This window comes from Actinomadura chibensis NBRC 106107 (assembly GCF_001552135.1).
Classification (GTDB): domain Bacteria; phylum Actinomycetota; class Actinomycetes; order Streptosporangiales; family Streptosporangiaceae; genus Spirillospora; species Spirillospora chibensis.
In genome coordinates, this window is sequence record NZ_BCQP01000004.1 from 76,827 (window position 1) to 103,020 (window position 26,194).

The window sequence follows — 26,194 nt, forward strand, 5'->3', positions numbered from 1 at the left end:
TGTTTACCCCCGAGTAGCTAGAAAAGCAGAAAGGGCAAAAGCAAACAGATCGGGGGATCATGGACGCTGTCACCCTGTCCGAGCTGCGCAAGCCGCGCGCCTACCCCGCGGTGTCGGTGCTGCTGCCGACGCACCGCTCGGCTCCGGAGAACCGGCAGGACCCGATCCGGCTCCGCAACCTGCTCGCGGAGGTGCGCCGCCGGCTGCGCGCCGACCCCCGCGTCCCGGCCGACACCGCCGACCACGTCCTGCGCGGCCTGGAGCACGCCGCCGGCGAGACCGACCCGCGGCACGCCTCGGACGGCCTCGTGCTGTTCGCCGCGCCGGGCGGCGAGCACCACGCCTTCACGATCGCCCAGCACGTGGACGAGCGGGTCGTCGTCGACACCGGCTTCGCCACCCGCGACCTCGTCGCCGACTACACGCGCGCCCGGCGCTACTGGCTGCTGTCCCTGTCCGACCAGCGGGTCCGCCTCTGGGACGGCCGGGGCGACGACCTCGCCGAGCACGCCGCCGACGGGTTCCCCGTCGAACCGGAGCGGATCGACGAGGCCGGGTCGGGACGGCAGTCGCGCCGTCCGGCCCAGAGCGGCGACAGCGAGCGGCACCGCCGCCTGATGCGGGACGCGGCGAGCGCCCTCGACCGCGTCCTGGCCCGGGACCGGCGCCCCCTGATCGTCGCGGGCGTCACCCGCCACCAGGCGTTCTTCGACGAGGCCGCCGGGCCGCACCTCACCGTGGCGGGACGCGTCGACGGCAGCTTCGAGGGCGCCGCGCCGAGAGTGCTCGCCGAGGCCGCCCGCCCGGCGCTCGCCGCCTACGAGGACCTCCGCGAGGTCGGCGTCCTCTCCGAGCTGGAGGCGGCGCGCAGCATCCAGCGGTACGCGGGCGGCCTGTGCGAGGTCGTCCGGCTGGTGGAGGAGGGACGGGGCGAGCACCTCGTCGTCGAGCGCGGCTACTACGCGCCCGCCGTGAAGGCCGAGGGCGAGCTGGTCCCGGTGGAGGGCATGCCCGGCGTCCTGCGCGGCGCGGACGTCATCGACGACGCCGTGGACGACGCCATCGAGACCACCCTCGAATACGGCGGCGAGGTCACGTTCGTGTCGGATGGCTTCCTGGTCGACCACGACCGGATCGCGCTGGTCACCCGCTACTGACCGCGCGCCGTCGCCGCCGGGCAGGACGGGGCGTGCCAGCTCACCCAGCCGTCCGGTCCCGTCCGGCCCGTGTGCGGGCGCCACCCGGCCGGGTGGCCGGGCCAGGACGCCTCGGGCGGCGTCCCGTCCGGCAGGGCGACGACGACCGTGCACACGCCCTTCGCGGGCGGGCGCCCGGCGCGGACGTCGACGCGGTCGACGCGCGTCCACCACACCGGGTGCATGAGCTTGATCCGGGCGACCCAGGTGAGCGACACGTCCGCGGCGACGCCGCCCGCCGCCGGGCCCGGGAACGGCGGCGGCGGGGTCTCGCGGCGCGGCGCCGGCCCCATCGCGGACGTCAGCGCCGCCAGGCCGACCGCCGCGAGCGCGGCGGCCATGGCGGGCGCGGCGCGGCGTCCGCCCAGCCTGGACAGCGCGAGGAAGCAGCAGAGCAGCCCGCACGCCGCGAGCGTCGCCTCCTGGAGGTGCAGCGCGGCCCGGTCGCCGGTCAGGAACATGACCTCCGGGAAGTCGAAGCCGATGAACTTGTGGGTGCGGAGCCGCTCGCCCGCGTAGGCGGTGACGCACAGCCCGGCGACCTCCGCGGTGAGCACCGCCGCCGCCGTCAGCCGGAGCGCCGCCCGGCCGCGCGACCGGGCGAGCGCCGCCGCGCCCGCCAGCGTGTACACGAGGGCCACGCACGACAGGTACCGGCCGTAGGCGAAGTTGCCGACCCGGTGCTCGTCGGCGAGGGCGGCGGACGAGGCGTAGGCGATCCCGAGGGTCGCGGCGAGCACGACGGCCGCCATCGTCCGGTCGGCGGCGGACGCGCGGCGGCGGACGAGCACCGCCGCGAAGGCGACGAGCCCCGCCCCGGCGAGCCCCCAGGTGGAGACGATGAGGTACCAGACCTGCCCCGTCGCGCCCGACAGCGCCCACTCCTGGCCGGGCACCGAGGTGAGCCGCGACTCCAGCGTCCCGGCGAGGTCGCGCGCGCCGCCCGGGTACAGCGCGGCCCGGACCTGTGCGTTCAGCGCCGTGCCCGCCGCGAGCCCGGCCGCCGCGGCGCAGCCCCCGGCGGCAGCCGCGCGGACGCTCCGCCGCGTGACCGCCACCGCGATCAGCGCGCCCACGTGGACGGCGAGCAGCACCGTCCCGCGCGTGTGGACGGCCGCCGCGTACGACGCCGCGAGGCTCGCGGCGACCGCGTCCACGGCCCGGCCGCGCCGGGCGAACCGGTCGAGCGCCAGCAGCCAGGCGAGCACCAGCGTCGGCAGGACGGCGTCCGCGAGCGCGAACGCGCCGAAGAACGCCGTCGCGGGCAGCAGCGCCGCCGCGAACGCGACGGGCGCCGCCGCCCGGCGGCCGAACCCGAACCGGCGCGCCGCCGCGTACCCGAGCGGGAACAGCAGCGCGCCCAGCACCGCGTTGATCCCCATGACCAGCGCGTACACCGTCGCCGGGTCGCGCGCGAACCAGTACGCGGGGGACAGCAGCAGCGGGTACCCGCCCTGGTAGAACGTGTGCCCGGTCAGGTCGCCGCCCGGCCCGCCGGCGAGCCACCGGGCCGCGACGAGGTAGCCGGTCTCGTCCGGGTCGGCGGCGGGGCCCGTCCGGGCGCGGGCGAACCAGAGCCGGACGAGCACCTGCGCGACGGTCCCCGCGACGAGCAGCCACGGCAGGGCCCGGGGCCGCCGCGCGGGACGCGGGGGAGCGGGCGCGGCCGAGCCGGCCGGGATCCGGGGCGGGGCGATGGCGAGCGTCATGGCGTCCACCGTCCGCGCGCACTGTCATGATCTTGTCTGCGCGATGTCCGGATCCTGTGACACTCGGCTGGGGACGATCAACGGTGGCGAATAATGTCCGGGTGGCGAGCATTCTCTTCGTGGAGGACGATCCGTCCGCCCGGACCGCCCTGGAACTGGCCCTCACCCGCCAGGGGCACGGCGTCACGTCCCGCGCGACCGGCGAGGACGGGCTCGCGGCGCTGCGGGCCCGCCGTCCCGAGATCGCGATCCTGGACGTGATGCTCCCCGGCGTCGACGGCATCGAGGTGTGCCGCCGGATCCGCCGCGACGACCTGTGCGGCGGCGGGGCGCTCCCGGTGATCCTGCTGACCGCGCGCGGCGACGACCTCGACGTCGTCCTCGGCCTGGAGGCGGGCGCGGACGACTACGTGGTGAAGCCGGTCGAGCCGCGGGTGCTGGACGCCCGCATCCGCGCCGTGCTGCGGCGCGCCGACCACACCCTCGTCGACCGCTCCGCCTACGGCGACCTCGTCATCGACCGGACGTCGCTGAAGGTCACCAAGGCCGGGGCCGACCTGCGCCTCACCCCGACCGAGCTGCGGCTGCTGCTGGAGCTCGCGCGCCGCCCCGGCCAGGCGCTGACCCGCCAGCACCTGCTCGCCGAGGTGTGGGAGCACACCTATCCGGGCGACTCGCGGCTGGTGGACGCCTGCGTGCAGCGCCTCCGCGCCAAGATCGAGGACGAGCCCGCCGAGCCGCGGCTGATCGAGACCGTCCGGGGCTTCGGCTACCGGTTCGCCGCGCCGTGACCGGCCGGGGACGCCCATGACCGGCCGGGGCCGCCCGTGGTCGGTCGGGCTGCGGGTGCGGCTGGCGGCGGCGTTCACCGCGGTCGCGCTGTTCGCCGCGCTGCTCGCGTCCGGGATCTCCTACGTCCTGCTCAGGCGGCTGATGCTGCAGCGGGCGCAGGACGCGGTGCTGACCGACGTCCGCGACACCCTCGCCCGGCAGATCCCGCCGCAGCTCCCGCCGGACACGGACGGGCTCGTCCGCGCGCAGCTCGCGGACGCCCTGGCGGGCCCCGGCCGCAGCGTCGCCGCGGTGCCCGTGCCGCTGGACGGCCGCCTGGTCCTCCCCGACCCGCCGCAGCTTGACGTGCCGGTCAGCCCCGAGTTCGCCCGCCGCGCGGTCGACGGGATGGTGTTCCAGCGGATGATCTGGCACGGCAGGCCCTACCTGCTCGTCGGCGCGCGCGTCACCGGCTACCTGACGACGGTCGACGAGCCGTGGCGGACGACCCCGCCGATGGTGTTCGTGTCGGCGAGCCTCAGCCGGGAGGCCGCCGACCTGCGGCTGTTCACCCGCGCGCTGCTGGTCGCGGACGCCGCCGCGCTGGTCGCCGCGCTCGCCCTCGCGCTGCTCGCGACCGGCGGGGTGCTGCGCCCGGTCCGCCGCCTCGGCGCCGCCGCCCGCGCGCTCGGCGCGGGCGACCTGAAGACGCGGGTGGCCGTGCGCGGCGGCGACGAGCTGGCCGACCTCGCCCGGACGTTCAACGCCACCGCCGAGGCGCTGGAGCGGACGGTGACCGAGCTGCGCGCGATGGAGGCCGCGTCCCGCCGGTTCGTCGCGGACGTCTCGCACGAGCTGCGCACGCCGCTGACCTCGATGGTCGCGATGACCGACCTGCTCGCGGAGGAGGCCGCGGCGGCGGGCGGCGGCACCGGCGGCGGCACCGCGGCCCGGCTCGTCGCGGGCGAGACCCGGCGGCTCGGGCAGCTCGTCGAGCACCTGATCGAGATCAGCCGGTTCGACGCGGGCGCGGCCGCGCTCGTCCTCGACGACGTGGACGTCGCCGCCGCCGTCGCGGCCACCCTCCGGGCGCGCGGCTGGCACGACGAGGTCGCCGTGGAGGGCCCGTCCGGCCTGTTCGCCCGCCTCGACCCGCGCCGGTTCGACGTGATCGTCGCGAACCTCGCCGGGAACGCGCTGAAGCACGGCCGCCCGCCGGTCGCGCTGCGCTTCGGCCGCGCCGAGCGGGACGGCGCGGCGGGCGTGGAGGTCGTCGTGTCCGACCGCGGCCCCGGCCTGCCGGACGACCTGCTCCCCGTGGTCTTCGACCGGTTCGTCAAGTCGGAGGCGGCGCGCTCGCGCAGCGAGGGCAGCGGCCTCGGCCTGTCCATCGCCAGGGAGAACGCGGTCCTGCACGGCGGCGCCCTGGACGCCGCCAACGCCCCGGGCGGCGGCGCCGTCTTCACCCTGTGGCTCCCCGAAGGGCAGGACCCCTCATGAGGCGCCGGCCATGGACGCTCACCCGGCCGCGCAAGGCGCTCGCCCTGCTCGTCGCGGCGGCGGCGCTCGCGGCCGTGGCGGCCCGGGTCGTCCCGGCGCCGGGCGGCCTCGGCGTCCAGCCGACCGGGATCATCGGCGCGGGCAGCCCGCCGGTCGCGGCGGGCAAGGCCGCGACCATCACCGTCTACCTGGTGAGGGGCGGCATGCTGGTCCCGGTGGTCCGGCCGGGGCTGCCCGGCCAGCCGTACCTGAGCATCGCGCAGCTCCGCGTCCCGGCGACGTCGGCGGAACGGCGCAAGGGCCTGCGCACCACGGTGCCGCCGGACCGGGAGATCGTGGTGCGGCCGGGCGGCCCGCCGGGCGACCTCATCGTCGACCTGACCGTCGCCACCGGCCGGACGGCCGCCGGCGCCCGGCTCACCGAGCGCGAGCTCGGCTGGCCGAGGACCGCGCTCGCGCAGCTCGCGTGCACCGCGCAGACCGTCCCCGGCGTGAAGCGCGTCGTGCTCGTCGCCACGGGGAACGACGAGGTCATCCGGCCGTGGAAGGTGCTGGTCTGCGGCGAGTTCGCCGACCTGCTGGGCTGATCAGCCGCGGGTCAGCCACTGGGTGGTCGTGTCGCCGAGCACCGACCGGACGGCGAGGACGGCGATGCCGAGCGTGAGGACGGGCATCACCACCCACCGCTCCACCTTGCCGTCCGTCTTCGGGATGACCGGGACGTCGATCCGGTACGGCAGCGGCCAGAACACCGGGCAGCCCCGCGGCGTCAGGCAGTCGCCGACGACGTGCGCGAAGCAGCCGAGCCCGACCGCGAACCCGACGAAGCTCATGTCGATGTTGTGCATCAGCCAGACCGCGACGAGGGCGAGCGCGCAGTCGGCGAGCGCCGACTGCGGCTCCCTGCCCTCGAAGTCGAGCCCGATCCCGCGCAGCCCGAGGCCGACGATCATGAACAGGCAGGCCCACCAGGCGTAGACGTAGTGGGTGGCGAGGTAGTCCATCGCGAGGCCCATCGCGACGGCGAACAGGATCGAGTGGGTGGCGTGCCGGTGCCCGCCCGACAGCTTGCCGATCCACTTGCACATGTGGTGCGTGATGGGCCCGAACGTGTTGGCGATGCGTCCGTTGTGGTGGTCGATGTCGGGCAGGATCGCCGCGCCCGCGCAGACGACGGCGCCCGCCGCGACCTGCTCCGCCGACAGCGACACCGCGTGGTCGCCGAGCAGCCCCTCCTGCGCGATCACCGGCACGGCGGCGAGCCATGCCAGCGCCCCGCTGAGGGCGTGCGTCTTGCCCATCATCTGCAGTTGTCCCCGCTTCCAGACCCGTCCCCGCCGCCCGCCTCAGGGCGGGACTCTAGCCCGCCGCCGTCGCATTTCAGCGGCGGCGCGCCGAAGGGGCGCTTAGCCCGTTTGATGGCGGACGGACGGGCCCGGTTCCGTCCGCCCACGCGAGGTTCGGGTGGCCTTCGCGGTCAGCCGGCGTGGCTCTCGCGGGACGCGACGACGGCCTCGACGTTCTCCTCCGCCCAGTCGGCGATGGCCTCGATGGGCGTCTGCAGCGACCTGCCGAGCGGCGTCAGCGCGTACTCGACCCGGGGCGGCACCTCGGGGAACACCGTCCGGGTGAGGAGGCCGTCGCGCTCCATCGCGCGGAGCGTCTGGGTGAGCACCTTCGGCGTGACGCCGCCGATCCGGTCGCGCAGCCGGGTGAACCGGCTCGGGCCGTCGCAGAGGCTCAGCACGACGAGCACCGACCACTTGTCGCCGATGCGGTCGAGGACGAGGCGGGTCGGGCAGTCCGGATCGAACGCGTCACCCTTCATGGTTTCCGAAGGGTACCAAAGGTTCGTTGTAGTAACCAGTATCCAATGGATACCGTCGTTCTCGCGAACGACCATGATCAACGACGTTCGATGACTCCCAAGGAGGACCGATGAGGATTCTCGTGATCGGCGAGACCGGGATGATCGGCAGCCGGGTCTCGGCGGAGGCGCTCGGCCGGGGCCACTCCGTCTCCGGCATGACCCGCAGCGGGGCGGAGGGGACGGCCCCCGGCGAGGCGAGCGACGCGGAGGCGGTCGCCCGGTACGCCGCGGACCACGACGCCGTCGTGCTGGCGATCGCCCCGCCCCGCGACGGATCGGAGGCGACCGGCCCGCTGCTCGCCGCCGGGCGCGGCGTGCTCGACGGGCTGCGCCGGGCCGGGGTCCGGCGGCTGGTCGTGGTCGGCGGGGCGGGCAGCCTGGAGGTCGCGCCCGGCGTCCGGCTGGTCGACACTCCCGAGTTCCCCGCCGAGTACAAGGGCGAGGCCCTCGCCCAGGACGCCCTGCTGGAGCTGATCCGCGCCGAGGCGGACGACCTGGACTGGACCTACGTGTCCCCGCCCGCGGTGATCCAGCCCGGCGAGCGCACCGGCGAGTTCCGGACCGGCGGCGACGCGCTGCTCACCGACGCCGACGGCAACAGCGCCATCAGCGCCGAGGACTACGCGGTCGCGGTCGTGGACGAACTGGAGAAGAACCAGGCCGTCCGCCGCCGCATCACCGTCGCCTACTGAGGCTCGGCGGGGACGAACCGCCAGGCGTCCGACTCCTCGCCCGGCTCGTAGGGGGAGTCGAGGCGCTTGGCGACGACCCCCGGCAGGCCCTGCGCGGCGGCGGCGTCCCGGACGGCGTCGCCGTCGCCGGGGTACCACGGCGCGGTCTGCCAGCGCGGGCCCGACAGTTCGAGCCCGTCGAGCCGCTCCCGGCGCTCCCGGTACGGGACGTCCAGCAGCGGATGCCCGTCGAGGTGCAGCAGGTCGACGATCAGGTACGTCTCCCGGCCCTCCAGGACGGCGAGCTCGCCGTCCAGCAGCGCGGGCCGGGAGCCGAGCGCCGCGCCGAGCCGGGAGCCGAGCCCGCCGGGCCCGTCGACCGGACGGCCCCGGTCGTCGGTGAAGCGCGTCCGGCCGCCCTCGACGTAGGCGGCGAGGCGGCGCCCGCCCCACGCGAACTCGAAGGCCCAGGCGTCCCGGTCGCGCGGCAGCCGCGCCCGCTCGACCGGGCGCATCGGGCGCACCGACTCCGGCAGCGGCTCGGCGTCCGGGTCGGCGGGCGGGTCCATCCGGTGGATCATCCAGTTCTTGCCGCGCGTCCGGAACAGCACGTACCGGCCGGACACCCGCGCGCCGCGGATCACGATCTTGACCTCGCGCTCGGACCACTTCTCCGTCTCGTAGGTGCCCGCGTCCCAGATGGTCATCGTCCCGGCGCCGTACTCGCCGCGCGGGATCTCGCCCTCGAACGTCGCGTACTCCAGCGGATGGTCCTCGGTGCGGACGGCGAGGTGGTTCGTGTCCGGGCTCCACGGCAGGCCCTTCGGGACGGCCCACGACACGAGCACCCCGTCGCGTTCGAGGCGCAGGTCCCAGTGCAGGCTGGTCGCGTGGTGCTCCTGGACGACGAACGTGTCGTCGTCCCCGCGCGGCGCCGCCCGCGCTTCCGGCACGGGCTCCGGCGTCCGCCCCGCGTCCCGCCTGCCCCGGTACTCGGCGAGCCGGTCGCCGTCGTCGTCCTTCGTCCGCTTCTTCGGGGTCACGCCCGGTTCGTACCCGCGATCAGCGGATGAAGACGGCGTAGTCGGCGAGGTCGCCGGTGAGGGACGGCGGCAGCCCCGCCACCGCCGACAGCTCCTCGGCGGACATGAACCCGCCCGTCTCGGCCCGCACCCGCTCGATCCGCGCGGCCAGCTCCGGCGTGACGCCGGGCAGCAGCGTGAGGGCCTCCGGCGGGGCGTGGTTGACGTCGACGAGCCCGCCGTCGTTGTACTGGCGCGGCAGGTCGGGGCGCCCGATCCGCAGCTCCCTGGCGAGGCCCGGGTCGGACTCGGCGAGCGCCCGCGCCTTGTCGCGCAGCAGCCGCCGCCGCTTGACGCGCTCGACCACGGCCTCGTTGTCGACCGCCGACAGCCCGTGCGGGTCGAACACGCGGCGCCGGATGATGAACGCGTGCGCGCAGCCCACCACGGCGAGGACGAACATCAGCATCCCGACGAAGCGCTCGGAGCCGCCGTCCTTGCCCATGTCCGGCAGCAGGACCATCATCAGCGCGAACACGCCGATGTAGACCGTGGTGGACACCAGCAGGTGCGCGCTGCGCCGCCACACCGCCGCCGCCGCGAAGGTGAACGGCGTGGCGTAGCCGAGGGTCAGGAACGGCAGCGCCGCCCACGTCACGCTGAGCGCCGCGCGCCCCGGCGGCATGCTGTCGGAGGGGACCCTCGGCTCGTACGGCGCTGGGGCGTTCATCTCTCGAGGGTCTCCCGGCCGGATGTGGACGTGAATCGGACTCTAGATCAACAGATCGGTCACGGCAGGGTGAGGATTTCGTGTCCGTCCTCGGTCACCAGCAGCGTGTGCTCGAACTGCGCGGTGCGCCTGCGGTCCTTCGTCACGACCGTCCAGCCGTCCTGCCAGATGTCGTAGTCGTGGGTGCCGAGCGTCAGCATCGGCTCGACGGTGAACGTCATCCCCGGCTCGATGACCGTCGTCGCGTTCGGGTCGTCGAAGTGCGGGACGACGAGCCCCGAGTGGAACGTCGTGCCGATCCCGTGGCCGGTGAAGTCGCGCACCACCCCGTACCCGAACCGCTTGGCGTAGGACTCGATGACCCGGCCGATCACGTTCAGCCGGCGGCCCGGCTTCGCCGCCCGGATGCCGCGCATCATCGCCTCGTGGGTGCGCTCCACCAGCAGCCGCGACTCCTCGTCGACGTCGCCGCAGAGGAACGTCGCGTCGGTGTCGCCGTGGACCCCGCCGATGTAGGCGGTGATGTCGACGTTGATGATGTCGCCGTCGCGCAGGACGGTGTCGTCAGGGATGCCGTGGCAGATCACCTCGTTGATCGAGGTGCACAGCGACTTCGGGAACCCGCGGTAGCCCAGCGTGGACGGGTAGGCGCCGTGGTCGAGCATGAACTCGTGGCCGATGGCGTCCAGTTCGTCGGTCGTGATGCCCGGCCGGACGTGCTTGCCGACCTCCTCAAGCGCCTGCGCGGCGATCTTCCCGGCCACCCGCATCCGCTCGATGACCTCGGGCGACTTGACGTCCGGCTCGCCGGTCTTCGGGCGCTTCTTCCCCACGTACTCGGGGCGCGGGATGCTCGACGGCACCTTGCGCATGGGGGAGACGTTGCCGGGCCGGAGAAGCTGGGTCGTCATAGTGATGGAGTGTAGTCAGCGCGCTCGCGGCAACGAATCCCGTGCCGGGAGCCGGATCGAGAGGAGTGCCGATGGCCGGTGACGACGGCGACTGGTGGTTCTGCCTGAAGCACATGAAGGTCGAGCACGGGCCCGGCTGCCCCGGCAAGGACCGGATGGGCCCCTACGAGTCGGAGAGCGCGGCGGCGGGCGCGCTCGCCCTGGCGCGCGAGCGCAACGAGGCGTGGCGCAAGCAGGACCGCGACGACTGAGCGGCCGTCAGGGCTGGTCGACGACGGGCCCGGTCACCGCGTCCAGGAGTTTGGCGAGGCGGTGCCGGAGCCCGCGCGGCGCCTTCCCCCGCTCCTCCCCGGCGGCCGCGCTGACCAGGTGCTGCGCCCCGTCGAAGGAGATCAGCGCCTCGTCCGGCGGGACGGTCAGCGCCTCGTGCGCGAGGCCCCGCAGGTCCTTGTCGCCGCCCTCCAGCGCGAGGACGGTCGCGCCGACGCGGCGGGCGTCGTCCACCCGTTCCAGCAGCGGGACGGGCGCCTCCTCCTCGGCGACGACGAAGAGCGTCTCGCCGCGCCGGGCCGCCTCCAGCCGCTCCAGCCCGACCCGCAGGTGGGGCGGCGCGTCGGCGGGCGGCGTCCAGCGGACGAGGGTCGGCGCGAGGCCGGGGACGGAGGCGAGGCGGCTCTCGTCGTCCAGGTGGGCGGCGAGGTGCCAGGGGTCGTCGCCGGGCGTGCCGACGAGCAGCAGGCCGCCCGGCGTCCGGGACGTGACGCGCAGCGCCCGGCCGAACTCCCGCGTCCGCTCCAGCCAGCCGGTGGCCGACAGCACCTCACGCAACATGACGATCTGCTCGGCGTCCACGGCCACCATGGTGCCTCAGGAACCGCGCCGGACAAGGGTGTTTTACGCACGCCGGTCCGCGCCGTGCCGCAACCCCGCCGCGCGGCCGCCCCGAGCCCGCCTGGCAGACTCGGCGGCATGACTGAGCAGCCTAAGACGCCCTACGACCTCCCCGACGTGACCGGTCTTTCGATCGGGATCCTCGGCGGCACCGGAGACCAGGGCAAGGGCCTCGCCCGCCGGTTCGCGCTCGCCGGGCACCGGGTGACGATCGGGTCCCGGCGGGCCGACCGCGCCCAGGCGGCCGCCGAGGAGCTGGCCGCGGGCGGGGACCTGCCGGTGTCCGGCGCGGAGAACCCGGCCGCCGCGGGCGGCTCCGACGTCGTGATCGTCGCGGTGCCGTGGGACGGCCACAAGGCCACCCTCGAGTCCCTGCGCGCCGAGCTGGCCGGGAAGGTCGTCGTCGACTGCGTGAACCCGCTCGGCTTCGAGAAGGGGAAGGGCGCGTTCGCGCTGCCGGTCGAGGAGGGCAGCGCCGCCCAGCAGGCCGCCGCCGTCCTGCCGGACAGCCGCGTCGTCGCCGCGTTCCACCACGTGTCCGCCAAGCTGCTGCTCGACCCCGAGGTGGACGGGATGGAGCTGGACGTGCTGGTCCTCGGCGACGACCGCGAGGCGACCGACCTCGTCCAGGCGCTCGCCGGCCGCATCCCCGGCATGCGCGGCGTCTACGGCGGGCGCCTGCACAACGCCCACCAGGTCGAGGCGTTCACCGCGAACCTGATCTCGATCAACCGGCGCTACAAGGCGCACGCCGGGCTGCGCGTCACCGACGTCTAGACGCACTGGACGAAGCAGAAGCACGGGACGAAGGCGCCCGCACGGCCGCGCCGGGGCGAGGGGCGGCCGTGCGGGCGGTCGCCGTCCCGCCGCCCGGGGTGGACCGGCGGCGGGACGTCGGGACGCTCCGGCGGATCAGCTGTAGGAGTGCTCGGGCGCCGGGTAGGCGCCGCTCACGACCTCGTCGGCGTAGCTGCGCGCGGCCTCGCTCAGCAGCGTGTTCATGTCGGCGAACTTCTTCACGAACTTCGCGGTGCGCGGGGTGAGCCCGGCCATGTCCTGCCAGACGAGCACCTGCGCGTCGGTCTGGTTCCCGCCGCCGATCCCGATCGTCGGGATGGACAGCGACGAGGTGACCCGCGCGGCGAGGTCCTCAGGCACGCACTCCAGCACCATGGAGAACGCGCCCGCCGCCTCCAGCGCCTTCGCGTCCGCCATCAGCTCCTCGCCGTCCTGGCCGCGGCCCTGCACCCGGTACCCGCCGAAGACGTTCACCGACTGGGGCGTGAGGCCGAGGTGGCCCATCACCGGGATGCCCGCGGCGACCATCGCCTCGACCTGCGGGACGATCCGCCGCCCGCCCTCCAGCTTGACCGCGTGCGCGCCGGTCTCCTTCAGGAACCGGGTCGCGGCGGCGAGCGCCTCGGGGACGCCCGTCTGGTAGGAGCCGAACGGCAGGTCCGCGACCACCATCGCGCGCTTGGACCCGCGGACGACGGCCGCGGTGAGCGGGATCAGGTCGTCCACGGTGACCGGGATGGTCGAGTCGTAGCCGTACACCACCATCGCGGCGGAGTCGCCGACGAGCAGCACGGGGATCCCGGCCTCGTCGAAGATCCGCGCGGTCATCGCGTCGTAGGCGGTGAGCATCGGCCACTTCTCGTGCCGCTCCTTGGCTGCGGCGATGTCGCGTACGGTGACCCTTCGTCCGCTGGTACCGCCGTAGAGTGCGGCCGGCTGCGCGGGGGGCGCGACAGAAGAAGACATGCGAAACCTCCGGTCTTGAGGCGCCACGGTGGCGTACCCAGACGAGACCGATCGTGCCACTTGAGGAACGAAACGGAAAGGCCCCGCCATTCCCGGATCGGACGGACCCGGAGGTCCGCGCTGGCGCGCGAGCGCCCGGAATGTGGCCGGGGGAGGCATATACCGGTCGGATTTCGACGTGGTAGGTGTGATCTTCTCCCCTTGAAACCGTGTCATGCCTCATACTGTCGCTGGGTAGTGCTGAGACGACCGGCTGTCTGGGAGCGCGTCAGGTGAGATCCGTGATGGCGCCGCGAGGCGATGCGCCCGCCGCCGATTCCGCGTCCCGGACCCTCGTCCTGGGCATCGACGGAACGCGGCGGATCGTGCAATGCGGTCCGAACGCCAGGGCCGTCCTCGGCCGCGCCCCCGAGGAGCTGATTGGCCGTCCGGCCACCGAGCTGGTCGGGGACGAGGCCAAGGCCGAGCTTGAGGCGCTGCTGGAGTCCAGCGACGCGGGCCAGGAGCGCACCGGCGTCCTGACCGTGCTGCGCGGCGACTCCTCGACCACCGAGGCGGTGGTCACCGCCCAGCCCCTGGTCGGCGGCGACTCGGCGACCACCCGCTCGGCGCTGCTGTTCGTCCGCGTGGCGCTGCCGCCGAGCGAGCGCTACCAGGACCCGGCCCTCATGCGCCGCGCCCTGATGGACGACCAGCTCACCCGGTTCGGCGCGTCCCTCGACCTCGACCAGTCCGCGCGCGGGCTCGTGGAGGTCGTCGTCCCGCACTACTGCAACGCCGCGTCGGTGCTGGTGCTGGAGAGCCTCGTCGCCGCCGACGAGGTGCACGCCGAGTCCGGCTCGGCGGTGCTGCGCCGCATCGCGGTCACCTCCGACGACGGCAACGCCGCCTGGACGTCCACCTTCCCCGTCGGCGAGGTGCTGGTGTTCCCGGAGGGGACGCCGTACCGCAAGGTCATGGACACCGCCCGGCCCGTCCACCTGCCGCACATCGACCTCGACGCCGCGTCCGAGATCGGCCGGCTGTGGCGGCGCGGCCCGGCGGGCGAGCTGCTGTCCAACGTGTCGATGGTGCTGCTGCCGATGATCGCCCGCGACACGCTGCTCGGCTTCATCGCCTGCACCCGCGTCCCCGGGTTCCGCAAGTTCGACGCCTACGACGTCGAGATCGGCATGGAGTTCGCGGCCCGCGCCGCCATCGTGATCGACAACGCCCGGCTGTTCAGCCGGGAACGCGCCACCGCGCTCGCGCTCCAGCGCAGCCTGCTGCCGAACCGGCTGTCCGCGCCGTCCTCGGTCGAGGTCCGGCACCGCTACCTGCCGGGCAGCAAGCTCGTCGAGGTCGGCGGCGACTGGTACGAGTCGATCGCGCTGCCCGGCGCCCGCGTCGCCCTCATCGTCGGGGACGTCGCCGGGCACGGCGTCCGCGCCGCCGTCACCATGGGACGGCTCCGCACCGCCCTGCACACGCTCGCCAACCTGGAGCTGCCGCCCGCCGACGCCCTGCACGTCATGCACGAGCTGATGATCGAGCTGGGCGAGCAGGAACCGCACTTCGCGACCTGCGTCTACGCGGTGTACGACGCGACCACCGGCACGATCGAGATCGCCTCCGCCGGGCACCTGCCGCCGCTGCTCGCCGGGCCGAACGGCGACAACGAGTACCTGAAGGTCCCGCCCGCCCCGCCGCTCGGCGTCGCGGGCGGCGCCGCGATCGAAAGCCGCGAGTTCACCGTCGAGGACGGCAGCCTCTTCGTCATCTACACCGACGGCCTCGTCGAGAACCGGGGCCGCGACATCGACGACGGCCTCGCCCGGCTGCAGCAGATCTTCGGCCCCGACTCCGTCGACCGCTCCATGGAGGACCTCGCGAAGGCCACCCTCGCCGGGGTGTACGCCGACCAGCACCGCGACGACATCGCCGTCCTCATCGCCCGGCTCCGCCGCCTCCCCGAAGACCGCTACGCCTCCTGGACCCTGCCCGCCGACCCGGCGGCCGTCCGCCGCGCCCGCGGCCTCGTCCGCTCCCGCTTGGAGGAGTGGGGCCTGGAGGAGCTCGACTACACGACCGAGCTGCTGGCCTCCGAGCTGATCACGAACGCGCTCCGGTACGCGCCCGGCCCCATCGAGCTGCGCCTGCTCCTGGAGCGGACGCTCGTATGCGAAGTCCTGGACCGGTCCGCGGCGCTGCCCCGGCTGCGCCGCGCCGAGGACGACGACGAGAACGGCCGCGGCCTCCTCGTCGTCAGCCAGCTCGCCCACCGCTGGGGCACCCGCCGCACCGCCGCCGGCAAGGTCGTCTGGTGCGAGCAGATCGTCCCCGGCGTCGACCCCGACGCCTCCGAGATGGTCCAGGGCTGGCCCGGTGAGACCTGGCCCGGCGAAAGCCACCACCGGGAGTAGGGGTCAGGCGGGCGGGCCGTCGTCCAGCAGGGCCGTCTGGATGAGGCGCGGCTTCTCCCCGCGGCGGATCCAGCGGGCCCGGCCGGGCGGCAGCACGTCCGCGTACACGCGGGGCAGCAGCTGGCCCTCCGAGCGGTCGCCGGACATCACGAGCACGCCGCAGCCGACCTCCCGCACCGCTTGGACGAGCGGGTCGTACAGGCCGCGGGACGCGCCCGCGACACGGCGGGCGATCACGAAATGGACCCCGATGTCCCGCCCGCTCGGGACGAACGGGACGAACGGCGCCAGCGGCTGCTGCCCGGCCGTGGTGAGCAGGTCGTAGTCGTCCACGAGCACGACGACGCGCGGTTCCCGCGAGGTCGCGCCCGCGCCGTCGGCGTCGTCCGGCATCCGCTCGTCCAGCTCCTTGGCCACGCCCTCCGCCAGCCCGGCGCAGACGCGCGGGGTCGAGCCGTAGCCGCCGAGATAGGGCTCGGGGACGAGGTCCCGCAGCGAGCGCCTCGGGTCCATCACGGCGAACACGAGCTCGCCGGGCCGGTACCGGTCCATCAGCCCGCGCGCCACCAGCCGCAGCAGGTTCGACTTGCCGCAGCCGGCGTCGCCGAGCACGAGGAGGTTCTGGTCCTCGCCGAACAGGTCGACGGCCACCGGGTCGAGCGCCCGCTCCTCCACGCCGACCGGGACGCGGCGGGGCTCGTCCGGCGGGGCGGGCAGGGTGTGCGCGGGCAGCCGGTCGGGCAGCATCCGCACGGCCCGCGCCCGCGCCCCGGACCAGGCGCGGCGCACGAGGCGCACCGTCGACTCCGCCGCGTCGCCGAGCGCGGACGGCTCCGGCACCTCGCCGAGCACGGGCAGCGCCACCTGCCCGAACAGCCGGGCGTCGGTGAGCGCGCGGCCGGGCTGCCCCGCGCCGATGGCCGCGGCGAGCCCGCGGTCCACCGCCGAGTCCGCCGGGTCGTTCAGCCGCAGCTCCACGCGCTGGCCGAAGGTGGCCTGCACCGCCATCCGCACGTCGTTCCAGCGCAGCATCCCGGCGACGACGTGGACGCCGTACCCGCCGCCGCGCTGCAGCAGGTCGATGACCATGTCCTCGATCTCCTCGAAGTCGCCGCGGACCGCGCCGAACCCGTCCACGACGAGGACCACGTCGGCGCACGGCAGCTCCGGCACCCGCCCGGCCGCGTGCATCCGCCGCAGCCGCTCCGGCCCGTCGATGCCGCGCAGCCGGAACACCTCCTGGCGGTGCTCCAGCATGCCGTGCACCTCCTCGACCGTCCGCCGCACCCGGTCCCGGTCGGTGCGGCCCGCGATCCCGCCGACGTTCGGGAGCCGCTCCAGCGACTGCAGCCCGCCGCCGACGAGGTCCAGCCCGTACACCGCCGCCTCGGCGGGGGAGTGCGTGAGCGCGAGCGACAGGACGAGCGTGCGCAGCAGCGTCGTCTTGCCCGTCTGCGGCCCGCCGATGACGGCGACGTGGCCGCCGGACGCGGACAGGTCCAGCCGCCACACGCCCTGCCACTGCCTGCGCGCGTCGTCCAGCAGCCCGATCGGGACCCGCAGCGGCGCCGCCGGGCCGGGCAGCCGCAGGCCGTCGCCGCCGACCGTCACCACCCCGCACGCCCCGTCCAGCGTCGTCACCGGGGGGAGCGGCGGCAGCCAGATCGTCTGGACGCGGCGGCCGTGCCGGGACAGGCCGCGGACCATCACGTCGAGCAGCGTCGGCCCCGACGTCCGCTCCGGCAGCCGCGCCTCCCCGGCGGAACGCCCCTCGTCCTCAGGCTTCGGCGGGTCTGCGACCGGGTAGGGGCGGACGCGCGGCCCGTCCGCCGCCTCCTCGTCCTCCGCCTGGCCGCGGTACGGCCCGGACACGTACCCGCCCTTGAACCGCGTGTACACGCTCGTGTCGACCTTCAGGTAGCCGAAGCCGGGCAGCGCGGGCAGGTGGAAGGCGTCCGGGGTGTCGAGGACGGTGCGGCTCTCCTCCTCCGAGAACGTGCGCAGCCCGATCCGGTACGACAGGTAGGTCTCCAGGCCGCGCAGCTTGCCGCTCTCGATGCGCTGGCTCGACAGCAGCAGGTGGACGCCGATGCTCCGCCCGATCCGCCCGATCGAGAGGAACAGCTCGATGAAGTCGGGCCGCGCGGTCAGCAGCTCACCGAACTCGTCGATGATGACCAGCAGGTGCGGCAGCGGCGGCAGGTCCGGCCGTTCGGCCCGGCGGTGCTCGTAGTCGCCGATGTTCGCGATGTTCCCCGCGTCCCGCAGCGCCTGCTGGCGGCGCTGCACCTCGCCGGACAGGCTGGCGTGCACCCGCTCGATCAGCCCCGCGTCGTCCTCCAGGTTCGTGATCACCCCGGCGACGTGCGGCAGCGACCGGAACGGCGCGAACGTGGCGCCGCCCTTGTAGTCGACGAGGATCATGCCGACCCGCTCGGGGGAGTGCGCGCACGCGAGCGCCAGCACCAGCGTGCGCAGCAGCTCGCTCTTCCCGGACCCCGTCGCGCCCACGCACAGGCCGTGCGGCCCCATGCCGAGGCTCGCCGCCTCCTTCAGGTCGAGGACGACGGGGCGGCCCGCGTCGTCCAGCCCGATCGGGACCCGCAGGAACGCGCGCTCGCCGCGCGGGGCCCACAGCCGCGCCACGTCCGGGTCGGCCGGATCGTCGACGCCGGCGAGCGACGGGAAGCCGACGTCGCCGCCCTGCGCCGCCGCCTCGTCCGCCGACTCCCGCGACAGCCGCAGCGGCGCCAGCATGCGGGCCAGGCCGTCCAGCATCCCGTCCGGGACGTCGTCGACCGTGCCGCTCATCCGCACCGGCGCAGGGCCGCGCAGGTCGGTCACCTCCACCCGGTCGCCGTCCACCACGATCCGGACGCGCACGTCGCCCGGCTCGTGCGACCGCCGCTCCACGAGGTGCACGACGGTGACGGCGAGGTCCGCGACCGGGATCGACTCGTCCGGCCGGACGAGGTCCGCCGCCACCTCGCCGTGGGTGTCGTGCACGATCACCAGCCTGCGCCGCGTCGCGGGGGCGTCCCGGGCGCCGAGGCCGCGGCGCACCTCCGCCGCGAGGTCGGTGCGCGCCCGCAGGTCGTCGGCCAGCACCGCGGCCAGCCGCAGCGGGCTCGTCGCGGTGAGTCGCACCGGCACGCCGCCGTCGCGCCGGTCCGGGTCCAGCGCGTGCGGCAGCCATTTCAGAAAGGCCCAGCGGGCCAGGTGCGGGCCGCCGTAGGCGAGCGCGACCTCCTCCGGCGCGTGGAACGCGGTGAGCTGCGCAAGCAGCGCCCGCATCAGCCGCAGCGCGTCCTCCCGGGTCCCGATCACGCTGACGTCGCCCGCCATGTCCAGCGGCACGGTGAGCGGCATGTCCGGCGCCATCCGGAACCGCTCGACCAGGGCGTTCGCCTCCGAGAGCATGAACGGGTCGGTCGGCGCCAGCGCCGTCCCGCGCTCCGCGACCGCCAGCGGATGGCCCGGCACCAGCCCGGACCCGACGCGGACGCGGAGGAAGTCGCCGTGCCGCCGCCTGCGCTCCCACAGCCGCGCCGGGTCGCGGACGACGTCGTACAGCGCTTCCGGAGGCGGGTCCAGCACCCGCGCCTCGGCCCGTGCGGCCCGCTCCCGCTCGGCGAGCTCCTCCCGCAGCTCCTCCAGGTACTCCAGGTACCGTTCCCGCTGGTTCCGCCGCTGCCGCGACACCTGCCCCCGCCGCGACAGCAGCAGCGCGCCGCCCGCCGCCATCGCGACGACCAGCATCACCGCGCCCAGCCCGATGAACGCGGGGTTCCGCATCACCGTCATGATCGTCAGCGACCCCATCATGCCGACCATCGGCAGGATCGCCATCAGCTGGGAGCCGGTGCCGCCCGCCTCCGGCAGCGTCGGCGGCGCCTCCACCTGCCGCGGCTCCGGCGGCGCCGGAGTGTGCACGGTCCGCGCCGGCCGGTGCACGACCCGGGTGGTCACGCCGGTCCCCTCAGCGTGGACACGATCCGGGCGAACTCCTCCCACCCCTCCGGGCCGTCGCTCAGGTCGTACCACCTCGCCCGGCCGGACGTCCCCGCGCCGATCTCCGCCTGGGCCTCGGGCCCGACCGCCATTCCCACCGGGACGGGCAGCCCCGCCCAGCGCGGCTCCGCGGTGAGGTCGGGCCGTCCCGGGATCCGCTGCGCCAGCACCGACACGAGGGAGAAGCCCGCGTCCAGCCGTTCGACGAGGCTCCGCACGTCGGGCTCGCGTCCCACCCCGAGCGTGACGGCCTCCTGGACGCCCGACGTCGTGCGCGTCACCGTCATCGTGCCGACCGCCGCCTCGCCGACGAACACCAGCCAGGTGGACAGCGGCGCCCGGTCGCGGCACAGCCTCGTCAGCCGCTCCACGTTCCACGCGGTCCCCGCGGGCTCGGACGTGCCCCACCCGGCCGGCGGGGCGCCGTCGAGCTCCTCGCACATCACCTGCGCGACGACCCCGACGTTCAACGTGTCGTAGGCGGTGTGCCGGACCGTCGCGTTGACGAGGAACTGCGTGCCGTCCGGGGCGGCGCCGTTGAAGGCGTCGGCCGTGCCGCCGTCCGGGGCGAAGGCCGCGCCGTCCCACGCCAGCGTCGCGCCGGAGAACCCGTCGTAGTAGCCGCCCCCCGGGTTCGTCACGACCCAGCGGCAGTCCGGGCCGGTGAGCGCCAGCCGCAGCGGGAGCGTCAGCCTCGCGTGCGCGGGCGTGACGACCTGCACCCCCTTGCCCGCCTCGGCGCACAGCCGGATCGCCTCCGCCATCCACGACGACAGCGACACGACGGGCCGGTTCTGCATCACCACCCCGACCCGCTCCGACACCACGTCGATCACCGGCGGCGTCATGTCGCGCGCCTGACGTACTCCGGGTCGCCCGTCCACACCACCCCGCCGAGCCGCTGGACGAGCCGCGCCGCGAACCGTAAGGCCACGACCTCCGACCCGTCCCGGAACTCGTCGCCGCGCGCCTCCACCCACCACACCGGCGCCGCCACCTCCCCGACCTCCGGCCCGAGCAGCCGGGTCAGCTCGCCGGCGACCTCCACCAGCACGGGCGTCTCGACGGTCACCACCGTCCGCCCGTCGTCATCGCACAACCGCAGCGCCCCGCCCCCGGCCTCGCCCTGCACCCGCCACTCGCCACCGGCCGCGACCAGCCCCGCCACGACCGCCGCCGCATCCGGCTCCACCGCCACCAACGCGACAACATCCTTGGTCACGGGCCCCGCCCCCTTCACCGACCTCGGTCCGCTCCGACCGCTCTCTCGCCGGTCGCGCGCGCCCGCCCCGGCATCGCGGTCAATCGCCTAGTCCGCTTCGCCTGCCCCGGCCTCGTCGATCTTCTGCCGGAGCCAGCCGGGAACGTGCTCGTCATCGCGCGGAAAAATCTTGAGGTCGTTGACATATGTCAGGGGCACCGGGTCGAATCCGATCTCCGATCCGAAGTCGGGCTCGTTGTCGTAGTCGAAGTCGACGCTGTACCGAGTCGGTCGCCGGATCACATATCTCGCGGTGAACCAGGTCCCTTTTCCCGGCTGGTACATGCCGGTGCGGAGTTCCCGCAACTTCCTGCGCACCGGTCCCGGCGGGTCGAGATCAAGGACCGACCCGTCGTCCAGGAGTGCTTCGAGTTGGGTGCTGGTCAGTTCGGCGGTGGCCCCGATCGTGTAACGAATTTCAGACCAGTTGGGCGGCGCCACCTCAAGTAGGGCGCCGCCGACTTCGCGCAGGACCTGATCTTGCTCCGGCGGTGACATCGCACCCTTGTCAACCATGATCATTCCGATCGGACGTTATCCCATGGACGGCATGTTGTCGTAGGTTATCGTGCGTGCCGGCAGGTCGTCGACCTTGTACCGGATGCTGATCTCCGTCGGCACTCTGCCGCCTCCTGGATAATGTGCCTGTATGGCGAAATGCACCCTCGGTGGATGCGGTCTGTCCAGGATGGCGATGAGGTATTCTTCCATTTTTCGGTAATTGTTGAGCGGCGTCGTTCCCTTCTGCGCCTGATTGAGTTTCTCCAGCATCGCGACCAGATTGATGCGCTCGCCGGGGCCGCCGAGGGCGGTTCCGATAAGGTGCCCGCCGTTCCACTTGACATCATGGTAGAGCTGCACCTCGTGTGCCATGGGAAGGCGGCCGTGCTCAGCCTCGAAATTGTCGAGGATCTGCTGGTTGAGTTTCCGGTACTCGGCGGCTCCCTCGTAGCCGGCGTTGCGCTGGTCCGTGGTCATGCGGCGCGCGTCGTCCGAGCCGGGGTGGTGCAACTGGCCCTCGGCGCTGACCGTCCGCCCGTGGTGGTCGGTGTGGAAGACCCAGTTGTCGTCCACGTGGTACTCGGCGTTCGGGAGGGGGTTGCGCAGGTCCGGCCGCCATTTGCCCACGCTGCGGGACCACGTGTGGACCTCTCTGATCACCCCGTGGTCGTCGGTGATGAAGACGCCACGGTACCGGCCGCCCTGGTCCGTGACGATGTACCGCTTGTTGGCCTCGAGTTCGACGCCCGCTCCGAAGGGCTTGCTCCGCTTCGGGGACAGGGGGTCCTTCTTCTCGATGACCTGGTCTTCCGGAGTGCGGCCGTGGCCGCCGCTCGACGGGTCATGGGGTGGTCCGCCGTGGCCGTGGGGCGGGACGGGGGAGCCAGGGTCGTGCGGGGGCCCGCCGAGATCGCCTTCGCGCGGGCCGCCCAGGTCGCCGTGGTGGGTGGTGCCGGGGCCGTGGGCGGGCCCGTGCGGGGCGGTCTCGGGGATCGGCCGCGACGGGTCGTGGACGGTGTTGGTGATTTCGCCGGGGCGGGCTCCGGCCATTTCGGGGGTGCGGCTGTTGCGGACCTGGAACTCGGCGTCCAGGCGGTGTTCGCGTTGGACCCATTCGGGGATGCGGTCGGGGATGTCCGCGTGGTGGACGGGCCGGTAGGGCACGGGATCCGGATGGCGCCACGGGACGGTGATCTTGGGGATCCCGACCTTGACCTTGCCGGTGAAGTCGCCGATCTTGCCGGTGAGCTGGGCGGCGATGTCGGAGACCTTGGGGAGCTTCGCGGCGGTGCGGATGCTGAGGCTGACCGGGTCGACGACGTCGCCGACCCGCGCGCCGGCGCGGCTCAGCTTGCCGAGTTTGCCGGCGCTGCCCGCCTTGCCGACGGGGACGATCGTCGTCACGACGTTGTAGAGGGTGTTGCCGAAGGCGCGGGCGGGATCCTGCTTCCAGCGGTCCCAGGCGACGAAGCTCTTGCCGAACCCCTTCCACGTCTCGAAGACCTTGTGCCGGACGGACGGGACCATCATCGCGACCGGGCCGACCAGCGGGAGCGCGGGGAGCCCGAGCGCCATGATGCTCTTGTAGGCGTCCCACCATTTGCCGGGGGAGGTGACGAGGTTCCAGATGCCGGACGCGTCGCCCCACAGGCCGTCGCCGAAGAAGCCCTTGAACAGGGACACGCCGCCGTTCCACATGTCCTCGTACCAGGGCAGGTCGGCTTTTTCGGGGGAGCCCCAGGGCCGTTCCCCGCCGCCCTTGCCGGTGGGTAAGGCGGGAGCGGTCCCGCCGTATGCGGAGTAGATGCTCTGGGCGGCCTTCTCCTGCGCGTTCTGGAACGCGATCGCCTGGGCGTCGACGGCGTTGATCAGGTCGTTGTTCTGGCGGACCAGGTCTTTGTTCTTCTGCCAGTCGTCGTCCTCGGCGTAGGTCTTGTTGACGAAGGTCACGGCCTGCATGTAGAGGCCGGTGAGCCTGTTCTTGATCACTCGCGTTTCGGCGGCATAGGTGGTCAGCGCGCCGGTGACCTTCTCCAATTGGCCCGCGAACATGGCGGAGTCGTCGCGGACGGCGGTGGTGGCGGAAAAGAGCCGGTCGGCTTCGGGCGCCTTGTAGAAGGCGGAAAGGCCCTGCCAGGTGCTGTGGACGTCAGCGCCCGCGTCGCGGATTCCGGTGGCGGCCTTCTTCAGGTCATGGGCCTCGGCCTCGACCACGTCCGGTTGGACCTTGGCCATGATGGCGAGAACCTGGTCCGGGACGATCATCAGCGGTCCGGAGTTCCCGCGGCCATCTCATGGTCACCGCGTATGTAGGCGGTGGTGGCCTTGGCGGCGGCCTCCAGGGTGTGCTGGGTGCGCTGGGCGATTCCGTTCAGCGTCGTCTGATGGTGCTGGACGAATCCCTGCAGGGCCTGGGCGACGCGCGGGCTGCCGGTGGCCTCCGCCGCGTCCCGCGAGCCGGTCACGAAGGTCTTGACGTGTTTCTCCATCGGCTTGAAAGCCGCCCCCGTCCGATTGATCACACTTTGCACGCCTTGTGGATCTATGTCCCAGGCCGTCATGCACACCCCCATCGTCGGGCCGGTACGACGGCCACTGTAGGAGTCGAGTGCGACAAAAGTGGGACATGACGGGAATTGGATGGGATAAAACCACCGATTTGTGTAACAGGATTCTGACCGGCGGTCAGAATCACAGTGCGCGGCGGAGCGCCTCGGCGGCGATGGCGATGGCGGTGACCCGGGTCGTGTAGGCCAGCCGCGACGGGTTCACGGTGGTGCCGACGGCCAGGTGCCGGTCGTAGTTCAGCGCGACCGCGTCCGCGCCGACCTCGCGCAGGATCTCCCGGGCGCGGCGCACGATCGGCGGCGGCCGCCCGCCGAGGGGGCTGCGGACGGTGAACACGACGAGGGTGCGGGCCACCAGCCCGCGCAGGTCGCCGGAGCCGAGCCAGTCGAGCGCCCGGCCCGCGTTCGCCGCGCCCTCGGCGGTGGCCGGCGTGACCAGCACCTGCGCGTGCGCGGCGGCGAGGACCTCGCGGTGCAGCCGCGTCTGCACGCCGGGGCCGCAGTCGGCGACCGTGACGCCGAAGAAGCGGCTGAGGGGGAGGCCCGCCGCGCGGTAGAGGGCCGCGTCCAGCCTGGCGTCCCCGACGCCGCGCGTCCCGGGCAGGGCCCAGAGCCGTTCGGTGAGCCGGAACAGGTGCGGCTGGACGGCGTCGAACGGCGCCGTCCCCAGGCCCTCGTGCGCGAGGTCCGCCAGCGCCGGGCCCGGGGGGACGCCGAGCCGCAGCGGCAGCGAACCGAGCAGCGGGTCGAGGTCGAGGGCGAGCACCCGGTCCTGCCGGTGGCGGGCGAACACCGAGGCCATGAGCGCGGCCACCGTGCTCTTCCCCGAGCCGCCGCGGACGCCCGTCACCGCGATGCGCCGGCCGGTCGTGACGGGGTGGCCGAGCCAGCGGCCGTGCTCGGCGAGGGCCTGGACGTCGTCGGCCGCCCGGAACGGCCGGGCGGCGCCGCGGCCCAGCCTGCGCAGCAGGGGATCCCCGTGCGCGTCGAGGCGGACGAGGTCGTCCGGCACCGGATCGCGCCGGGGTCCGTCCCGGCCGGGGTCGACCAACCCGCTCCCTTCAGAAGGTGTCCAGCAGGCGGTCGACCGTGCCGAGGGTCCCGGCCGCGACCGGGACGATCGCCACGACGGCGACCGCCTCCACCCGGTTCGCGACGCGGCGCAGCCGGGCCCGGACGTGCTCGGGCTGGTCGAAGCCCAGCGCGGCGACGGGGATCGCCAGTCCCGCCAGCAGGACGCCGAGCGCGGGCCACACGCCCCAGGACGTCTCGTCGGCGCAGCGCACGGCCAGCCCGATGGTGATCGCGGCGGCCGCGGTGAGCAGGGCGCTCTTCTGCACGACGAGCGGGAACATCCGCGCGCGGCTCGCCACGACCACGGCGAGCAGGCCCGCGAGCGCGCAGGTCCAGCCGTCGAAGCGCGACAGCGCGCCGAGCCCGGCGGCGGCCGCCGCGACCGCCACCGCCACGGTCGCGAACACGAGGCTGCGGTGCGCGTCGTCGAAGGCGGACACCACGTCGCCCCGCCGGACGGGCTCGCCCGCGCCGCGCCGGTCGTCCAGGGACGTCAGCCCGGACGCCGTCAGCGCCAGCCGCAGCACGGTGCTCAGCAGGACGACGCACACCGGCGCGAGGACCGCGGCGGTGCGGGGCGCGTCGAGGCCGACGGCGCCGCAGCCCCCGCCGACCAGGGCGAGCGCGGCGGCCGGACCGGCGCCGATGACGCCGCCCCGGCCGAGCGGGGTGGCGAGGCCGAGGACGAGGAGGAGGACCGCCGCGGCGAGCCCGAGGCCCGCCCACCGCGCCCACTCCGGCCAGTCCAGGTGGTCGGCGGCGGACCAGAGCGCGACCGCCCCGGCGGCGCCGCCGCCGAGGACGAGCGCGGTGCCGAGCGGCTCCCGCCCTGCCGCGCCGGTGGCGAGCCCGCAGAGCAGCAGCAGCGCGGCGACGGCGGCGGCCGCCCCGGGCGCGGCCCCGCCGGTCAGGGTCCCGCGCAGGACGAGGGCGAGCGCGGCCGACATCGCCGCGAGGGCGGCGGTGGAGTACCAGCGGACGGCGGCCGGGCCCCACCGCCACAGCCGGCCCTCCAGCGCGTCGCCGACCACCTCGGGGACCTCGTGGACGACCGGGGCCGGCAGGGGCTCGTCGGCGCGGACGAGGCGCAGCACCGCGCCGTCCGGGATCCGCCGGTCGGCGAGGCTGGCGCCCGGGTCGAGGACCTCCCCGGCCGTCGTGACGAGGTGCCGCAGCCGCGGCGGGTGCTGGACGGTGTCGCCGAGCAGTTCCAGTACGTCCGGCATGAGCGCGCCGATCGGCTCGCCCGCCGGCAGCACCAGGTCGACGCGGCGTCGCTCGCCGACCAGGGTCACGCGGCTCCACGCGGGCATGGCGTCCTTCCTCGGTAGGGTCACCGCTCA

General features: G+C 74.3%; 24 protein-coding genes. 8 read left to right on the plus strand and 16 right to left on the minus strand.

From position 1 onward, the window contains the following. Positions 1–59: 59 nt before the first annotated feature. Entirely contained in the window at positions 60–1,157 is a 1,098-nt protein-coding gene (locus ACH01S_RS02245; RefSeq protein WP_067884760.1) for a baeRF3 domain-containing protein, read from the plus strand. On the opposite strand, the gene ACH01S_RS02250 is transcribed toward ACH01S_RS02245, so the two are convergent. Continuing rightward, complete coding sequence (locus ACH01S_RS02250; RefSeq protein ID WP_067884762.1) at positions 1,151–2,905, minus strand: hypothetical protein; 1,755 nt, start codon at positions 2,903–2,905, stop codon at positions 1,151–1,153. The genes ACH01S_RS02245 and ACH01S_RS02250 overlap by 7 nt on opposite strands. A gap of 101 nt (positions 2,906–3,006) precedes the next feature. Between ACH01S_RS02250 and ACH01S_RS02255 the strand changes: the two genes are divergently transcribed. The 3 genes from ACH01S_RS02255 to ACH01S_RS02265 are packed head-to-tail and all read left to right on the plus strand — an operon-like array spanning position 3,007 to position 5,763. Next, entirely contained in the window at positions 3,007–3,696 is a 690-nt protein-coding gene (locus tag ACH01S_RS02255; protein ID WP_067884764.1) for a winged helix-turn-helix domain-containing protein, read from the plus strand. 16 nt (positions 3,697–3,712) lie between these two features. Continuing rightward, the gene (locus ACH01S_RS02260; protein WP_067884767.1) at positions 3,713–5,176 is read left to right on the plus strand and encodes a sensor histidine kinase; all 1,464 of its coding nucleotides are present in this window, start codon (positions 3,713–3,715) and stop codon (positions 5,174–5,176) included. Next, on the plus strand, positions 5,173–5,763 hold the full coding sequence (locus ACH01S_RS02265) for a hypothetical protein (RefSeq protein WP_067884769.1): 591 nt from the start codon (positions 5,173–5,175) through the stop codon (positions 5,761–5,763). Before ACH01S_RS02260 ends, ACH01S_RS02265 begins: the two co-directional genes overlap by 4 nt. Here the strand turns inward: ACH01S_RS02265 and ACH01S_RS02270 are convergent, their stop codons facing one another. Continuing rightward, a complete protein-coding gene (locus ACH01S_RS02270; RefSeq protein WP_174564850.1) occupies positions 5,764–6,480 on the minus strand; it encodes a metal-dependent hydrolase in 717 nt (238 codons plus the stop codon). 173 nt (positions 6,481–6,653) lie between these two features. Continuing rightward, complete coding sequence (locus tag ACH01S_RS02275) at positions 6,654–7,004, minus strand: winged helix-turn-helix transcriptional regulator (protein WP_067884771.1); 351 nt, start codon at positions 7,002–7,004, stop codon at positions 6,654–6,656. 110 nt (positions 7,005–7,114) lie between these two features. Here ACH01S_RS02275 and ACH01S_RS02280 point away from each other — a divergent pair, with 110 nt between their 5' ends. After that, entirely contained in the window at positions 7,115–7,738 is a 624-nt protein-coding gene (locus tag ACH01S_RS02280; RefSeq protein ID WP_067884772.1) for an NAD(P)-dependent oxidoreductase, read from the plus strand. On the opposite strand, the gene ACH01S_RS02285 is transcribed toward ACH01S_RS02280, so the two are convergent. From ACH01S_RS02285 to map, 3 genes are read right to left on the minus strand one after another with little or no spacing between them, the layout of a single operon-like run. Beyond that, the gene (locus ACH01S_RS02285; protein ID WP_067884774.1) at positions 7,732–8,760 is read right to left on the minus strand and encodes a DNA polymerase ligase N-terminal domain-containing protein; all 1,029 of its coding nucleotides are present in this window, start codon (positions 8,758–8,760) and stop codon (positions 7,732–7,734) included. The two genes, ACH01S_RS02280 and ACH01S_RS02285, sit on opposite strands and share 7 nt — an antisense overlap. A gap of 19 nt (positions 8,761–8,779) precedes the next feature. After that, complete coding sequence (locus tag ACH01S_RS02290) at positions 8,780–9,469, minus strand: ComEA family DNA-binding protein (protein ID WP_067884776.1); 690 nt, start codon at positions 9,467–9,469, stop codon at positions 8,780–8,782. A 59-nt stretch (positions 9,470–9,528) separates the two neighbouring features. Then, the gene (map, locus tag ACH01S_RS02295) at positions 9,529–10,380 is read right to left on the minus strand and encodes a type I methionyl aminopeptidase (protein ID WP_067884778.1); all 852 of its coding nucleotides are present in this window, start codon (positions 10,378–10,380) and stop codon (positions 9,529–9,531) included. 71 nt (positions 10,381–10,451) lie between these two features. Between map and ACH01S_RS02300 the strand changes: the two genes are divergently transcribed. Beyond that, positions 10,452–10,631: a hypothetical protein gene (locus ACH01S_RS02300; RefSeq protein WP_067884781.1), complete on the plus strand. Its 180-nt coding sequence runs from the start codon at positions 10,452–10,454 to the stop codon at positions 10,629–10,631. Positions 10,632–10,638: 7 nt separating this feature from the next. Here ACH01S_RS02300 and ACH01S_RS02305 read toward each other — a convergent pair whose 3' ends face one another. Further along, positions 10,639–11,241: a hypothetical protein gene (locus ACH01S_RS02305; protein ID WP_067884782.1), complete on the minus strand. Its 603-nt coding sequence runs from the start codon at positions 11,239–11,241 to the stop codon at positions 10,639–10,641. Between the two features lie 108 nt (positions 11,242–11,349). On the opposite strand from ACH01S_RS02305, the gene npdG reads away from it, so the two are divergent. Next, positions 11,350–12,048 carry an NADPH-dependent F420 reductase gene (npdG, locus tag ACH01S_RS02310; RefSeq protein ID WP_067884784.1) on the plus strand — a complete coding sequence of 233 codons (699 nt, stop codon included), beginning with the start codon at positions 11,350–11,352 and terminating at the stop codon, positions 12,046–12,048. 135 nt (positions 12,049–12,183) lie between these two features. On the opposite strand, the gene panB is transcribed toward npdG, so the two are convergent. Next, on the minus strand, positions 12,184–13,035 hold the full coding sequence (panB, locus tag ACH01S_RS02315) for a 3-methyl-2-oxobutanoate hydroxymethyltransferase (protein WP_067884786.1): 852 nt from the start codon (positions 13,033–13,035) through the stop codon (positions 12,184–12,186). 272 nt (positions 13,036–13,307) lie between these two features. On the opposite strand from panB, the gene ACH01S_RS02320 reads away from it, so the two are divergent. Next, positions 13,308–15,437, plus strand: coding sequence for a SpoIIE family protein phosphatase (locus ACH01S_RS02320; RefSeq protein WP_246236926.1), 2,130 nt, complete (start codon positions 13,308–13,310; stop codon positions 15,435–15,437). Positions 15,438–15,440: 3 nt separating this feature from the next. Here ACH01S_RS02320 and eccCa read toward each other — a convergent pair whose 3' ends face one another. The 8 genes from eccCa to eccD form a co-directional block, all read right to left on the minus strand. After that, positions 15,441–19,406 carry a type VII secretion protein EccCa gene (gene eccCa / locus ACH01S_RS02325; protein ID WP_067884790.1) on the minus strand — a complete coding sequence of 1,322 codons (3,966 nt, stop codon included), beginning with the start codon at positions 19,404–19,406 and terminating at the stop codon, positions 15,441–15,443. Then, the gene (locus tag ACH01S_RS02330; RefSeq protein WP_083980203.1) at positions 19,403–20,296 is read right to left on the minus strand and encodes a DUF6177 family protein; all 894 of its coding nucleotides are present in this window, start codon (positions 20,294–20,296) and stop codon (positions 19,403–19,405) included. Before ACH01S_RS02330 ends, eccCa begins: the two co-directional genes overlap by 4 nt. After that, the gene (locus ACH01S_RS41805; RefSeq protein ID WP_083980205.1) at positions 20,293–20,670 is read right to left on the minus strand and encodes a hypothetical protein; all 378 of its coding nucleotides are present in this window, start codon (positions 20,668–20,670) and stop codon (positions 20,293–20,295) included. The genes ACH01S_RS02330 and ACH01S_RS41805 overlap by 4 nt, the downstream gene beginning before the upstream one ends. An 87-nt stretch (positions 20,671–20,757) precedes the next feature. Beyond that, on the minus strand, positions 20,758–21,231 hold the full coding sequence (locus ACH01S_RS02335; RefSeq protein ID WP_067884792.1) for a hypothetical protein: 474 nt from the start codon (positions 21,229–21,231) through the stop codon (positions 20,758–20,760). Between the two features lie 12 nt (positions 21,232–21,243). Then, positions 21,244–23,475, minus strand: coding sequence for a DNA/RNA non-specific endonuclease (locus ACH01S_RS43170; RefSeq protein WP_067884794.1), 2,232 nt, complete (start codon positions 23,473–23,475; stop codon positions 21,244–21,246). After that, positions 23,475–23,771, minus strand: a complete 297-nt coding sequence (locus ACH01S_RS02345) for a DUF6507 family protein (protein WP_148344568.1) — start codon at positions 23,769–23,771, stop codon at positions 23,475–23,477. Before ACH01S_RS02345 ends, ACH01S_RS43170 begins: the two co-directional genes overlap by 1 nt. Positions 23,772–23,901: 130 nt before the next feature. Beyond that, entirely contained in the window at positions 23,902–24,828 is a 927-nt protein-coding gene (locus ACH01S_RS02350; RefSeq protein WP_083980207.1) for a nucleotide-binding protein, read from the minus strand. A 10-nt stretch (positions 24,829–24,838) separates the two neighbouring features. Further along, entirely contained in the window at positions 24,839–26,164 is a 1,326-nt protein-coding gene (gene eccD, locus ACH01S_RS02355) for a type VII secretion integral membrane protein EccD (protein WP_067884798.1), read from the minus strand. Between the last annotated feature and the right edge of the window lie 30 nt (positions 26,165–26,194).

Coding starts and splice junctions, on each gene's coding strand:
- ACH01S_RS02245 (WP_067884760.1), top strand. CDS start 60: ATGGACGCTGTCACCCTGTCCGAGCTGCGCAAGCCGCGCGCCTACCCC.
- ACH01S_RS02250 (WP_067884762.1), bottom strand. CDS start 2,905: ATGACGCTCGCCATCGCCCCGCCCCGGATCCCGGCCGGCTCGGCCGCG.
- ACH01S_RS02260 (WP_067884767.1), top strand. CDS start 3,713: ATGACCGGCCGGGGCCGCCCGTGGTCGGTCGGGCTGCGGGTGCGGCTG.
- ACH01S_RS02265 (WP_067884769.1), top strand. CDS start 5,173: ATGAGGCGCCGGCCATGGACGCTCACCCGGCCGCGCAAGGCGCTCGCC.
- ACH01S_RS02270 (WP_174564850.1), bottom strand. CDS start 6,480: ATGATGGGCAAGACGCACGCCCTCAGCGGGGCGCTGGCATGGCTCGCC.
- ACH01S_RS02275 (WP_067884771.1), bottom strand. CDS start 7,004: ATGAAGGGTGACGCGTTCGATCCGGACTGCCCGACCCGCCTCGTCCTC.
- ACH01S_RS02280 (WP_067884772.1), top strand. CDS start 7,115: ATGAGGATTCTCGTGATCGGCGAGACCGGGATGATCGGCAGCCGGGTC.
- ACH01S_RS02290 (WP_067884776.1), bottom strand. CDS start 9,469: ATGAACGCCCCAGCGCCGTACGAGCCGAGGGTCCCCTCCGACAGCATG.
- map (WP_067884778.1), bottom strand. CDS start 10,380: ATGACGACCCAGCTTCTCCGGCCCGGCAACGTCTCCCCCATGCGCAAG.
- ACH01S_RS02300 (WP_067884781.1), top strand. CDS start 10,452: ATGGCCGGTGACGACGGCGACTGGTGGTTCTGCCTGAAGCACATGAAG.
- ACH01S_RS02305 (WP_067884782.1), bottom strand. CDS start 11,241: ATGGTGGCCGTGGACGCCGAGCAGATCGTCATGTTGCGTGAGGTGCTG.
- npdG (WP_067884784.1), top strand. CDS start 11,350: ATGACTGAGCAGCCTAAGACGCCCTACGACCTCCCCGACGTGACCGGT.
- panB (WP_067884786.1), bottom strand. CDS start 13,035: ATGTCTTCTTCTGTCGCGCCCCCCGCGCAGCCGGCCGCACTCTACGGC.
- ACH01S_RS02330 (WP_083980203.1), bottom strand. CDS start 20,296: ATGACGCCGCCGGTGATCGACGTGGTGTCGGAGCGGGTCGGGGTGGTG.
- ACH01S_RS02335 (WP_067884792.1), bottom strand. CDS start 21,231: ATGATCATGGTTGACAAGGGTGCGATGTCACCGCCGGAGCAAGATCAG.
- ACH01S_RS43170 (WP_067884794.1), bottom strand. CDS start 23,475: ATGATCGTCCCGGACCAGGTTCTCGCCATCATGGCCAAGGTCCAACCG.
- ACH01S_RS02345 (WP_148344568.1), bottom strand. CDS start 23,771: ATGACGGCCTGGGACATAGATCCACAAGGCGTGCAAAGTGTGATCAAT.
- eccD (WP_067884798.1), bottom strand. CDS start 26,164: ATGCCCGCGTGGAGCCGCGTGACCCTGGTCGGCGAGCGACGCCGCGTC.